Origin of the sequence: Parabacteroides sp. AF19-14 (genome assembly GCF_003635485.1) — a bacterium.
Lineage (GTDB): Bacteria > Bacteroidota > Bacteroidia > Bacteroidales > Tannerellaceae > Parabacteroides > Parabacteroides distasonis.
This window is the reverse complement of record NZ_QTMJ01000002.1, coordinates 1-13510: the sequence shown is the minus strand read 5'-3', so window position 1 is coordinate 13510 and position 13510 is coordinate 1. Positions and strand designations below refer to the sequence as shown.

General features: G+C 40.8%; 12 protein-coding genes. All 12 read right to left on the bottom strand.

Going from position 1 to position 13510, the window contains the following annotated elements:
• Positions 1 to 8: 8 nt before the first annotated feature.
• Positions 9 to 1727 carry a hypothetical protein gene (locus DWX33_RS01905; RefSeq protein WP_005867023.1) on the bottom strand — a complete coding sequence of 573 codons (1719 nt, stop codon included), beginning with the start codon at positions 1725 to 1727 and terminating at the stop codon, positions 9 to 11.
• A gap of 2 nt (positions 1728 to 1729) precedes the next feature.
• Positions 1730 to 2470 carry a hypothetical protein gene (locus DWX33_RS01900; RefSeq protein ID WP_005861427.1) on the bottom strand — a complete coding sequence of 247 codons (741 nt, stop codon included), beginning with the start codon at positions 2468 to 2470 and terminating at the stop codon, positions 1730 to 1732.
• Positions 2471 to 2482: 12 nt separating this feature from the next.
• Positions 2483 to 5854 (bottom strand): hypothetical protein, encoded by a 3372-nt coding sequence (locus tag DWX33_RS01895; RefSeq protein WP_122368973.1) that lies wholly within the window; start codon positions 5852 to 5854, stop codon positions 2483 to 2485.
• Positions 5851 to 6255 (bottom strand): GPW/gp25 family protein, encoded by a 405-nt coding sequence (locus DWX33_RS01890; RefSeq protein ID WP_005867028.1) that lies wholly within the window; start codon positions 6253 to 6255, stop codon positions 5851 to 5853. The genes DWX33_RS01895 and DWX33_RS01890 overlap by 4 nt, the downstream gene beginning before the upstream one ends.
• A 12-nt stretch (positions 6256 to 6267) precedes the next feature.
• Positions 6268 to 8025, bottom strand: a complete 1758-nt coding sequence (gene vgrG / locus DWX33_RS01885) for a type VI secretion system tip protein VgrG (protein WP_122368981.1) — start codon at positions 8023 to 8025, stop codon at positions 6268 to 6270.
• Positions 8026 to 8030: 5 nt separating this feature from the next.
• Entirely contained in the window at positions 8031 to 8687 is a 657-nt protein-coding gene (locus DWX33_RS01880; RefSeq protein ID WP_122368974.1) for a hypothetical protein, read from the bottom strand.
• Positions 8688 to 8690: 3 nt separating this feature from the next.
• A complete protein-coding gene (locus tag DWX33_RS22465) occupies positions 8691 to 8858 on the bottom strand; it encodes a hypothetical protein (protein ID WP_199705192.1) in 168 nt (55 codons plus the stop codon).
• On the bottom strand, positions 8849 to 9352 hold the full coding sequence (locus DWX33_RS01875) for a phage tail protein (protein WP_005861439.1): 504 nt from the start codon (positions 9350 to 9352) through the stop codon (positions 8849 to 8851). Before DWX33_RS01875 ends, DWX33_RS22465 begins: the two co-directional genes overlap by 10 nt.
• Complete coding sequence (locus tag DWX33_RS01870) at positions 9352 to 9804, bottom strand: phage tail protein (RefSeq protein ID WP_005861441.1); 453 nt, start codon at positions 9802 to 9804, stop codon at positions 9352 to 9354. The genes DWX33_RS01875 and DWX33_RS01870 overlap by 1 nt, the downstream gene beginning before the upstream one ends.
• A 37-nt stretch (positions 9805 to 9841) precedes the next feature.
• Positions 9842 to 11350 carry a phage tail sheath subtilisin-like domain-containing protein gene (locus DWX33_RS01865; RefSeq protein ID WP_122368975.1) on the bottom strand — a complete coding sequence of 503 codons (1509 nt, stop codon included), beginning with the start codon at positions 11348 to 11350 and terminating at the stop codon, positions 9842 to 9844.
• 19 nt (positions 11351 to 11369) lie between these two features.
• Complete coding sequence (locus tag DWX33_RS01860) at positions 11370 to 12125, bottom strand: hypothetical protein (RefSeq protein ID WP_122368976.1); 756 nt, start codon at positions 12123 to 12125, stop codon at positions 11370 to 11372.
• Between the two features lie 91 nt (positions 12126 to 12216).
• Positions 12217 to 12753 (bottom strand): DUF4255 domain-containing protein, encoded by a 537-nt coding sequence (locus DWX33_RS01855; protein ID WP_122368977.1) that lies wholly within the window; start codon positions 12751 to 12753, stop codon positions 12217 to 12219.
• Positions 12754 to 13510: the final 757 nt, after the last annotated feature.

Here is a 13510-nt window from a genome sequence, read left to right as displayed (position 1 = left end):
GGGTAAATTTAAAGTTCGATATTTATTCGTATCAGATTATTCTTTAAGACTTCTCCAGTGCGGCCAATCTCTTTGTCGTCATTATCGGCCCAAGCTTTTCTCCATGCCTTATAGTCCTTGACAAATAGGGCTAGCTCTTTCGGAGGAAGCCAATGAACCGTGAATCGTAGATGTGCCGGTATCTTCTCTCTCAAGAATTCTTCAAGACGAAGCTGAAAATCCGGCCGTTGCCGCGTACGTTCTGTTTGCGAGAGGATTGCCGTTAAGGTAAATTCCCGGGAGGGGACTGGATGATCAGTCGCCTCCGGTGAATGCAGGAGTATGTTTTCCAGAATGAAAATTTGCTCTTCCGCATCTTCCCATCCGAGTATGGAATAGAGATATCTTTCCAATCCGGAAAGGGAGTCTGCGTCGAATAGATTACAGCCCAGATACCGGTCCCGGATAAGTTCCGGTAGTTGTCGCAGGAACCGGACTCTTCGTTGACGGTTTATCTCTTTATGGGAGTAGCGGAGAAAAGGCAGGTTGCTATTTTCTCCGTAGATTTTATCCAACGTATCCAATAGCAGATCTTTGTTTTGTTCCATAGAAGCGGAACCGGGTGTTTCCATATTTAAGGCCATCCAATCTTTTAGATGATTCATTTCTTCATGTCCCTCCGAAAAGAGATGGTCGAATATAGAAAGATATGCCTTGAATGAATCGGTAAACGAGTCCTTGTAGCAAATCGGGAAATCATTTGTGACGCTATAATCATTCAGATGGATATGGCGACTGTCCATGAGGATCGATTTGGCTTGTTTTTTCTGTTCTCGTATTGCATGGTTGATATTATTCCGCGAATGCAAACGATTCAATACTTTTGTGGCATTAATCTCTACCGCTTGTTGGTTTTGGTAAAGTCGTATCTTGATTTGCTCAGGGGAAGATAATGCCAATGTATAGGCGTATTCACCCTCTTCAAAACCTTGAAATTCCAAAGAGTGTATCGATAAAACCCCTTGTATCTGCTTGATCCCTTTGAAAAGCTTGTATATGGGAAGTGCGCTACCTGTATAATGACTTCCCGGTGCGAATAATTGAATCGCCTCCGTATAAATGGCGATCAAGGTTTTTTCCGGAGAGATGCTACCGTCTATATCGATATTTCCAATGAGTAATAAAGGTTTCCTTCTTACGAAATGGATAGCGTGTAGGTGTTCACCTAAATTCCGGTTTGCGTGATATAGTTTCTTAATCTTTTCCTTGATTTTCTTTTCTTCCTGTTTGTGTTGATCTTCTGAGATAAAGGACGAGAGTTCTATAAATATGTCGAACCATCCGTGACAGATCTGATCATTGGATCTATAGGGATGGATTTGTATGTCCGATAAGTTAACTAAGAAGTCAGTGTTATCTAATTGATCTAAAAAATGGTCTCGGTAATCTTTGGGTGTCACAGGGGCCATCCCGGAAACCCGTTCAGGCCTGAACAAGCCGTAATCCTCCGGATTGAAACGATTATCCGATCCGGTGAGATATTGTTCTAATGGGAAACTCATTTGGTAATCCAATTCGCTTAAGGCGTAATTTAAGATGTCCAGAGTCGTGATTCCCGGGTCGTGCGGGGCATGGTCTGTCCACAGTTGCCCTGAAAGCTCCCGGATTGTTTCCAAGGCATTCTTTTGGAGGCTATCGAATATGGATTCCTCCTTTTTTAGCTCTTGCAGGTTGGGCAGATCATCCATGGCTATTCTTGATTAAAGGTGTTTCTCCGGTCGGAGGCGTCCATCCGGTAATCTTTCCATAAATCGGTTATCTGGAAACAAACAAAGATGTTGTCTCCATAATCCCGTCCGCTACGTATTTGCAACTTGCATTTTTGTCCGGGGCCGTACCAACGGAATTTGATCTTGTTAAAAAAGGAACCGAACCAGGATTGATTCGTACGGATTTTTCGATGTTTTCCGTAACAATGGATAGCCGTGGCTTCCACTAATGCGTATTGTCCGCTTTTTAACTTACCGCATCCAGCCATGATGCGGTAGGCACGACATCCTTCCGTTGGTATTTGCAGGGTATGCCATTCGCCATCTGCGGGAAATTTACCCCGTATCGCACCGTCGAAGCGGGTTGCGGAAAGACTGCCGTTGATACGTATATCCATACCGGGTTGGTTCATCTCGATGCGACCGTTTGGATGAAGCGATAGTATCGGTTCATCTTGCCCTTGACGTATGATATGGAGTTGGCTATTGTTACCTAGGTATATTTTCCACTCTGGAATATTGTCTTGTATGTTCGTGAATAAGCTGATGACGGGACTGTTTTCCTTGGAAGGAGCTAACCGTAAGCCATCATCCGGATTTTTATCGATCCCGTCGTCGGAAATATTGACCATGGAATCGATTAATTCGTAGAAATGCTTTTGGTTGGGCATACTTCCGCGCTTAAAGTATTCTTTTAGTGTATTTCTGTTTGTACGAGGCATATCCGGTTTGTTTTATTTGTTAATAATAAAATTACTTCCAACTCCTAAATATCCGAGTCCGAGTTGTTCCAGTAGTTCGTCTTTTTGGTCAATATATAGCAAATGCCTATCAGAAGGAACTAATATGCACCAAGGTTGGGAAGGGCTAACGTTGAAATTTTGCCTTGCCTCTTCCGGGTAGCGGTTTAGATAATAGCTCTTTTGTTGGTCTTTTGCCGTATATACGACATGCGCTACGCTTAATATATCAATGTCCACGATGGCTTCACACTCTCGTATGGAGTTATAAAGATCTGTCGATGAGAACGAAAGCCCAAATACCGGGATCTCTTCCTTATCTCGCCAAGGCGCGATACAATTATTAATGCGTGCCTCTGTCTGGCGGAGTATATCTCCTACGGGATATCCGGGCTTTATCCGGAGGTTACAGCAAACGGTTACTTCCTCGTAGACCGGAGTGATAGCGTCAACGGTAATGAACGGACTTGTCTTGTCACCTATATAATCTTCGATTCGCATGAGTAGCCTATGTTCGCATAAAGGCAAGATCTTTTTATCTTTCTCCTTTTGCATCACGACCAATGTTACGATCGGGCTCCTGTTTTGAGCTTTACTGTCTATTCCGGGCAAGCAAAGTACTTTTTCAACTTCGGGGAACTGAGCCAATGTTATTTGCTCGTAATCCCTAGGCAATACAGCCCGGTTCCGATGGGACATCTCTTGGGTGATCCGGAGCCGCATATCCTCTGGCGTTTCCGGCGAACGTCCTCCTTTAGCGGGTATGATCTGGTAAATATCCGTAAGTCCCGGCATACTTTTCTCGAAAGAAACGAGTCCCGTGAAGCTTTCGAGTTCCTCACTGATCAGGGCTTCCATTTCTTCGGGGATTTCTAACCGGGCTTTCACTGGGTTTAGATAGACATTTCGTATGGATGAACAATTTTGCGTGTGGCAAGATACTTTTGCCGAAAGCCAGAAATCTCCATTTATGTCTAGCATTTCCTCGCTAATAGGTGAGGGAAGCAGGACGTCTACCAAACCTGTATTCAACAGATTCCCGGTTGTATCGGAAAGTAAATTACCCGGTTTGATAAACTCCCATTGCTTGCCGTTGAAGAAAGACCATTGTACGCAAGGAAGATATTCTTTTCCGATTTCCCGTTTCAAGGCAGCCATCTCGAAGAATAAACGGATCTGGTCGTTACCGATCGAGTTACCAATACCGAATAGAATAATCCCATCTTCTGTGGGAACTTCCACCATTGGGAACGGATGACGTAGATCGATTTCATGTAATTCCTTTTGCCTCAATGGATGGATATGATAGATACGGCATCTATCTCTTGGGGTATCGCCATTGAAAAAGTATTCTTCCTCGGCGCTATAACCGATACCTATACTTTCAATCATAGGGTTGTAAGGAGGTTTGGGCACCGGGGTCTGTTTACGGGTATGGCTGTTTCTTATCATGATATCCGCAAAGAGCATCCGGTACTCCGTCTGCCCAAATCCGCCGTTCGGATCTGTGAGTCTAATCCTGAAGAAGCCTTGCTGGGTTTTCGTATATTGATATTGCTCTTCTTCCGTGGAGACCGTAATGTTTTTGAACGGTTTGTCGTAAACGATCTCGCTGTACTCCGAGAGCTTTCCCCTAGGGGAAGTATGCTTGTTTTTCGTATTGAAAAGACAAGATGTACTTCCCGGTAATTTTACCCATTTCTGGTCTGTTAGTTTTTCCCATTCAATTTTGAAGGTGGTATTATCGATAGGTGTCTTATATGCTTGATACAAATCATAGAAACCTCCTTCCGAATAAGGTAGATCCGCCCATTGCAAAGTAATACCCATGGATTGGATAGGCTTGATCGCTATCTCATAATTACCGAATGCGAACCATGAGCCTTTTTGAGCTTCTAACCCGAATAAAGGGAAATGTACGCTTGCGTCTACTTCTCCCAGAGGATTATAGATTTTCAAGGATGACATGCCGGATACATGTACCTTTATCTTTAAGCTAGTAATAAAAATACGGTGTACCCAAGAGTAGGGGAATAACCAAGCATCCGTGTTCATCAATATACGGAGCGCTGGGTTCCGTGTTTGGCAACCATGAGCTTCAGAGCAAGGTGTTGTAGGGTCGAATTTCTCATTAAGGACGAATTTCAGATAAAAGGAGTTTTCGTTGATGAATGTCAAGGTGTAGGCGTATATCGGGGCCCAACCTTTCTCTGTGCTTAACTCCAATAGGAAAGCGTCGTTTAATACACGCCCGGTTTCGTGGGAAGATTGTTCCGTGGTAGCGATTAATTCTTTGAAATATGATATGGAGTCTTCTTCTAATCCGAATGTGATATGTATATCCCGATGTCCTTCCCGAAGTAATAACATGGGAGATTCGATCATCAGTCCAGCTTGTATAGAGGATTGGTTCTCAAAGATTAGCTCTGAGTCCAGATTGGGCTTCTTAGAAGGAACGTTTCCGATCCTGTCATTCAACTGTTTTTGCCAGATGGACGTAACGAAGCCTAATCGGCTCGCTGGATATTTTTTCGGATCTTTTTCCAATAGTAACGAATGTATACTCGTTATTTTCATGTCATTGACCGAATAATCTTCGTCCGTACGATAACAAAATTGGATATCTTGCGCAGGAAATGGTACCTGTGTTATAATACCTGTACCTTTGGGTAACTGGGCTTGCTGTGCGGTATTATTCTTCACGGCGATAAACCAAGCGGAAGGAATAATCGCTTTTTGGGGAGATTCCTTCAATATTTGGTTGACATAAAATAACGGATAAGCTTCCCAGCGTTTATTGAACTGATCTACCAGATATTGATAGTTTTTCAAGAAAGCGATTAAAACAGCTAATGAGGGATCGGTCTCTCCGCTTTTAGCGATTTCTTGGATGTAAATCTCCCGTTTGTTTTGTAAATTACGGAGGATACGTAATAATAGGTAGAGACTTCTACGAACCGTTTTAGGATTGGATAGGGTTATTAGCTGAAGTCTCTGGTTATATTTCTCCATATCCAGAAATAAATCGGACATGGAATCTCTAAAGATCCGATGATTCAATCTTTGATACCAATCAGAGAACTTATGGTATAGAGAGTTTCTTAGATAGGTGATTTCTCTGTTACTTTCCGGTGAGTTCTCATTTTGCCACAAAATGAAACTCTGTTCGATCCCGATTGTGTCTGTTTGCTTGATCTCATTGAGTATGGCTAAGGATTGGTAATGATATAAAAAGGATGATTTCGAAAAGGCACGAGCCAATAAATTGGAGAGATTTTTCTCGAGTACTTGAAAAGGCTCATGTATCCGGAAATCATTCTCCAATTTTTTTCTTGTCAATCCATCTTTATTCCATTGTTTATTCATCGGTTAGAATCAAAATAGATAGGATAGGTCAATTCTTGTTGGACATTATTCATACGTATCGTATAATAAAGTTCGATAATCAGAATGCCATCTTGAATCGAAGCCTTATTAATTTCTATGCGATCAAGCGAGACTCTAGGCTCGTATAAGAGAACAGCTTTCTCAATAGCGCTTTTAATCATGGTCTCCATGGTAAGATCTAATTGTTCAAACTGATAACGATATAGTTCCGTACCGTAATCCGGACGATGTATTCGTTCCCCTGTGCGAGTGGAGAGAAGGATGATCAAGCTTTGCCGGATGTCTTCTTCATAATTAGACATGCGGGTGGGATTATCATTATGGCTGAATTCTGGGGGGAATGCCCATCCTTTACCTAAAAAACTATTTTTGTTCTGCATAAATCATTCGATTTAATTAATCATTACAACGCCTCCTTTTACAACGGTTTGGCCGGATGCGGATATTTCGGCGGTGGCAGACCCTTTTACTTTAACTCCCATTTGTGCGGAAACCTCGATATTCAAGCCATTTATCTTGGTATCTTGCTTAGACTTGGATTCGATACCCATTCCTTCTGTCTTGACATTCCCTCTTGCCTTAAATATGAGATCTTTGCCGGATTCTACCATAATTCCGTTTTTATCCATACAGACCTTGTTCTTATTAGCATCGGATAACAGAATTTGCTTTTTGTCATCATCCAATATGAGCGTGTTCTCTCCGGGAGTCCCTATTGTGATAATCTTTTTATCATCGTCCAAAGTAATTTTCAACTGGTTTTTTGTAACAATTGTCTTTAAATTATTTTTTGGATCTAAAGAAACCGGCGTTTTTCGTTTGCGACTGTACAAACTTCCGATAATCACAGGGTGGCAGGGGTCCTCATTGATGAATTGCAGGACTACCTCATCATCGACTTCCGGTAGAAATAACATGCCGACCCCATTGCTTGCGTACGGACTGACCGGCCGAGCCCATATCTCCGTCTTCTCACATTGTAACAAGGGTATATCGACTAATATGAAATTCTCGAAATCTTTATTATCTCCGATCTTTTTAACGATCCCTATTTGTAATCCTCGTATGCCGGGCAAAAAACCACTAGCTGCGGGAGCCACTACATCGGGCTCTTCGGTAATGACTACTGGACTGAAACCCATATAGACTTGTGTCTTCCATTCGCCTCCTTGTAGTGTATGTTCTACTGATTGAACAAATGCGTTTCCACTATAATGTTTGCTTAATCCTTCTAATTTGATAATACAGCCCGGAATAATAGACGCATTCCCGTAAATTGTGATGGAGCCTTGAAAACGTGCCAGACCGCTCCATAAAGCTTGCGCATCGGCCCAAGCATGTAAAGAAGCGTCGCCGATGGGAGCGTTGGTTTGATAAAGCATCACTTCATTTGCCAGACCGGATAGATCCTTTGCGGCGATATCGCCTTGGGCATTGAGAGAAGGTTTGCTGGCGGTGGCTTTGATAATTTGTTGACGGCTCACGTCCCAAGCGCAGGCTTTTGTATCTGTGTATTGCTCGGAAGCGGATATAGAACCATCGAAAGCGATTAAATTATCTCCATAGGTGATGGTTAAGACCGGGGAGGCAGATACATTCGGTTTACATACCTTGACTTGTTTACCGTCAGTGATAACGACTAATCCGTTATTTTGTGCTCGTGTGAGTACAAAATCCCAATCTGTACAATAATATTGTACCAGTTGTGGAATTTCTATACCGGTGCTATCTACTTTGGCAGAAAGCCCGTATTGTCCCAGAATCTTCTTGATAACGGCATCATCTTTACTATTTTCATATACATTATTTTTACGTCCAAAGGTTGCAGGATATGCGAACCCCCTACATTCTAAAACAAATAGAGTTTGTTGTTCGCTATTGATTTTTAACTGATGGGTTGTAACGCATCCCTCAAATAAGGTGCTGACCTTATCTGTTGGACCCGCTTGAAACTTAAGCTCCGTACCCGGATTGAATATTTTGTTGTCTGGTATTTCAAATTGGCTGTTGTCGATAATATCAGCGCTGATGGAGATCGTTGCTTTATCGATCTTATTACATGCTCTGTATATTTTTGCATTGATTACGGAGTATTGCTCCGTTACATCTTTACCATTTAGGAATAGTTTGATTATAAATGAATTATCCATATTCATTATATTTTAGGGAACCATAATTGAGTTCCGGGTTTTATATCTCTAAAGCTGATTAGGTTATTAATGGAGGCAATCATTGGAGCGTAACCAGAATTTTTATATTCTTTTGCGCATAACCCGATTAGACTGTCTCCTTGTTTAAAAGTAACGAATTTACCCTCAGCTTTTTGATTTTTCTTTTTTGCTTGTGTCTCTCTACTACTAATCGCCTCTGTTAGTGACAAGGAGCCTTTAGCTCGTAAAGGATTGCCATTGGGCGAGAATAAGGTGTAATCCCAATTTAGGCTGGTTAATCTCCCCTTGAAAATGAGACTCCCCCAAATTACTTTAAGGAAGCAAGGGCTGGGTGGATCGATCTCCGCGCTAGGTAGAAAAATGATATTCTCCAAATCCTTGATCCTTTCTGTCACGGTTTTTTTCCCCGTCGGGATAATACCGGTACCATCGAAGTGTATATCAAAAGAGAGAGTAGAGGGGTTGGTGTGTTTATACTCCGGTAGTTGCTTATCCTCTTTTATGCTTTTGTCTTTCTTATAGGAGGTAGATCTGCTTAACTTATAGCTATCCGGATTGATTTGGACGGTGATATTACCCAATTTCTCGCCACCTTTGTATTCAATTGATTTATATGCCTCGATGATCAACTTTTGGTTCATGTTTTACCGCTCCTTTCTACAAGAAAAAAGGTTAGACAAATCTTTCTTGGCCTCACGAATTACCTCCTCTTTGATTTGTTGTATCAAATCACGGGAGAGAGGGAGGTTGGGTTCCTTTTTCTGTTGTGTCACTTTTGCGGACACTTGGATTTCTTTTATAGTTATAGCCATTGCTTAAATTGTTCTTTTTTCGTATCTTCTGTATCTCTTATCGACATACGGATCAAATTAGTATAAGCCATCTCCAATGTTTCAATCACCAACTCATTCTTTTGGGAATTCAATGCGCTAATGTCCCATTTTACAGGGTAAGCATTGAGCACAGACCAATTATTTAGGGGAAAATGCCCGGCATCCAGCAATGATATAGTTAAATTGACGGGAACGATCTGGGCACTTCCATTATTTTCCAATACTTTAACCACATATGTCTCTAGCACATGAGGCAAAGGCATTAAAGAACGTTTCAACACAAGGTTACCGTGCTTTCGTCGGGTAGGCACCTGATAGCTGAAACTGTTTTCTCCCCCTTCTTTAATCGTTTCCGTCTCCATTTCAAGTTGTAGTCCCGAGACCTCTTGGAAAGAGGTCTCGATCAATCCTTCGAAAGTCACGTTGAAATAAAACGCTACCGGAGGAGGGACAATATGATCAAACCTTAGCATTAAGCGTTTTCTATGGTCAATCCTTCATGCGCTAAATCTAAGGTTTCGATGGCAGCCTCGTTTCCATCGGATTTTAAGCTGACACCGGTAACCTTAGTCGGCCATGCGTTCGATAATTTCCAAACCATCGTAGGGCTTCCTGCTTCATCCAGTAAGCTGATTGTTACATCTTCTCGCTGTATTGTGTTCATTTTTATCTTGTTAAACCAATCGAATAATTTGTTATCCGCTTTGAAAACCCCTTTCTTTAGACTGACATTGCTCGTCTTCTTCAGTCCCGGCATCTTGATATTTGAGAAAACCGGGCTATTACCATGTCGGTACTCAATTACTTGGGCTTCCATATCCAGACCAGATACCTCTTTAAAAGCGATTTCCCCGAGGCTACCTAATTCTACCTTAAAATAAAAGCTGGGTAACGGCCATACATTATCTTGTGCTTCTCCTGCCATATTCGTATTTTTTTAATAGGTTTTAATTCTTAAATTATCAGCTTTTTTGCATTTGTTGTTGGAATGTGATCTCGATAAATTCCGCAGGTCTGGTAATAGCCACGAATACAGATATCCTGAGGATACCTTCCAGAATATCCTCGGGAGTCATCGTGTCTCCCAATCCGATATGAATGCTATATGCGTCTTCGGGGGAAGTTCCTGCTAATCCACCTCGTTTCCATACGCCCCGTAAGAATCCGTCTATCATACTACGCATATTTACCCATGTATTTGCCACATTCGGTTCGAATACATAGGCACGGGCGGCGTTCTTGATTGATTCCTCAAGGAAGATCATCGTACGTCTTACGTTAATATAACGCCAGTCTAACGAGTTACCATCCATCGTGCGGGCACCCCAAACCTTGATTCCTTCACCGGGGAAGCTACGGATTGCGTTTACGGCTTTTCCGTTCATCGGTACGTTCAGATCTTCTTGCTCGGCATTTGTGATCGAGAGTGCGGGTGTGACTACGTTATTGATGGAAATATTCGCAGGGGCTTTCCATACTCCCCGGGTGTTATCTACCATAGTATAAAGACCGGCCATCGAAGCTGAAGGCGGAAGTAAATTGATCCTCAAGCGAATCTCTCTCAAAATGGAGCGGTATACGGAACTGACTTGGTATAATAAGGTATGGAAACGTTCCGCCTCGTCCTCTTTCATGGTAAGCAAAAGCTTGAACTTGTCCATAAGTTCATTGACAGCCTCATTCGTTACACCGGACTTCTTTGAGAATTCGTTCAAGATCAGTTCCTCCAATTTCTCTAAACTATCCTTTTCTATATTATAAAAAGTGATATCTTTCTCGGTGACGATAGATGTATTTATCCATGGATAATAGGAGGCACAGTACGCAAGGAAATTGCTACCTATATTTTCCCGGAAACTTTTGATAACCGCACCGTTTTCATCTTTGTATCCGTTGAAAACATCTAATATGGCAAAGCGATTTTTCATATCGTTACCACAGTGCATCAAAGCGGCAGTTTGAACTTTGTAACAATCGCCTTCCTCCATATATACGGCTTCCGGAACGACGACCAACGTGGGCTCCTGTTCTTTTTTTAAGGCTAAGAGCGCATTTGTAAAGTCTATGCTTTTAAAGTCATGCTCATAATCTCCTACGGAGACGATATAGCACGGTCCTCCACCGTTAGCGTAGAACAACAACATATTATAATATAAAGCATAGAACGTTTTTGGCAAAGTAAGCTGGCAACTTCCGTCGGGGAATAATACGTTTATGTCATTGGTGGTGTCCTCACTCTCGGAATCTTCCGGACGAATTCCGAATCGCAAGGTGGGAGCGAAACCGAAGAACGAATGGAACTCAGCCATAGAAGATATACGGAAAGGGATATCGGTCAAATCCTTGTTACCGTCCCGTGCGAATTGGGTATGCCCGATAAAGGCAGGGATGGCGGTAGCGACTTCTACGACTGAATTAGGAAAAGCGTTTTTCTCTATGATATAAACGCCAGGGGTTTTCATTTGTGCCATACGTTATTTTTTTAAGGATTTAGATATAAAGAATTTGTATAATAGAATTCTCGGTAGATTGTAATTCCTTTATAAGGAAACGTCCCAAAGAGGGAACAGGAACATGCCTTAATAGCATTCTTTTAGCATATTCTCTTTTCTCGTAAATCGTGATATCAGATCTTCTTTGGTAATAAGACTCTTCCTTAATCTTTATCGGATATTCTGTGCTGATACGAAAAATGTCCTTATTCATGAAACGGATTTGCTCGGGATTCTTGAAGCTAATATTTTCCGGTCCATTATCCTCCATAAAAATCTCAGTGGGTATATAATCAGGGTTACGGGGGATCAAAATAAAGTCCCAATAAGCTTCTTTTGTTTGATAATGTATGTTTTTCTCTATAGGACACCCCGCTTTGAATAATTCCTTGGTGACATGAATGATTACGCTCATCAGATTGAGCCGGTTATCAATAATTCTTATTTGTATATCCGGATCATTCTGTTCATCAGGCAAAAGGGATCGTGTATAATATAAGAAATTAGGATCAGCCAAATGTGCTCGAAACTCAAAATTAAGGCCTTCCGGAGTTGTTGATAGATGATCAAGAAGCTCTTCTTTATCTCCAACTATTGAGTATCGGTTTGCTTCTGTATGAATGAAGGGAAATAGAGACCCACCTAATACGGCCCTTGATTTTATTTTGGATTCTATGTTGAAAAGTCTTGAAGAATTGCTTTTGTCATTATATTCATGAGTAAATGCAACATTGATTAAAGGTTCTATTTTCATTATGGGTTCATTTTATAATTAATAATATTTTCAAAAGTAGACAAAAAATACACATCAAGCATTCATTGTCATATGTTTGATAACATTTTTCCTAATTTATTTCTTGACTCGATATTCTTTGTTTTATATCCTTTATTTCTTTTCCGTCGAATGAGATCATTCGTGCTTTACACAGTACTGAGGGATAATAGTGTCCACCTAAAATACTCCATATATTACTGAGTTCTTGTATACTGGTAGTAATAGGCTCAAGTGTTACTATGTCTTGCCCCGGTATATTTAGACTGGGGTTTTGCTGTAAAAATGAGATGGTGTCAGACAGTATTTGTATGGATTCCAGATATCTTTTGGGGGTGAAAATAGCGGCTACCATAATATATATATTCAAATGCCATGGTGGGGATGTGCGTTGGAATGTATTGCCTTGTGCCTTTCTGTAAGGACTAGAGATTCCCATGGCTGTTTCCCGCTCGATGTTTACGATAGAAAGTATGATTTTATCGGATTGATCTTCGGCAGGGGTTGCTTCAATGCTTCCTGCTTCTACTATAATTTCGGCTCGCTCATAATAGCTTGAAAGGAAATCATTCATTTTCTCGGCAAGTGTGTTTATTAATAAGTGTATCATGGTTTCTAATTTTGTTTCTGCTAAAGATATGGAATAAATTTATGTGTTCTATACTATTCTTGTTTTTTATTTCCAAAAGTTCCTTAGTACGTCCAAGAACTATGAGGAGTTGTATGCCGCAGGAGGGGAATCTATGATTGTGACTATCGTCGATTATATTAAGACCGGAATCGGCATCCAACATTTTAATTATTAATAAAGTCCATACTTATTGTATTTTTCTCTCTTAATACTTCCGTTTTTGATGCATTTGTCAAAAAACACGTACATGTTTTTCCAAATTCTCGTACGTGTTTCTGGTAAAAGACGTACATGTTTTTTTGAAAACACGTGCGTCTTTATAATTATGTGATATACAGTAAACTAAAAAGGGCGCATTTAATTTGTGGTTCTTGTAAAAAAATGTTTTTGAATTAGAAACTGTTTTGATTTAATTCTAATGTTTTTAGTTAGTAGTTTTTTATTTAATACCGTTTGCTACTTTAAATAGGAGGTAACATGAGTGGATTATGAAATAAGGGATACGATGTCTTGTGCCTTATTGCACGTACATTATATAACTTGTTAAGACATGAAAAAAATATCACAAAAAAGTTACGAAAAAGTTTGGAGGTTATGTTTTATAGCACTACTTTTGCACCCGCATTCGAGAGAGAACGCCGGTACAAAATGATGAAACAAACTTTTAGAAAAAAAAGTTCCGAAATAATTTGGAGGTTTAAAATAAAAGTCCTTATCTTTGCAGCCACGTTCGCAA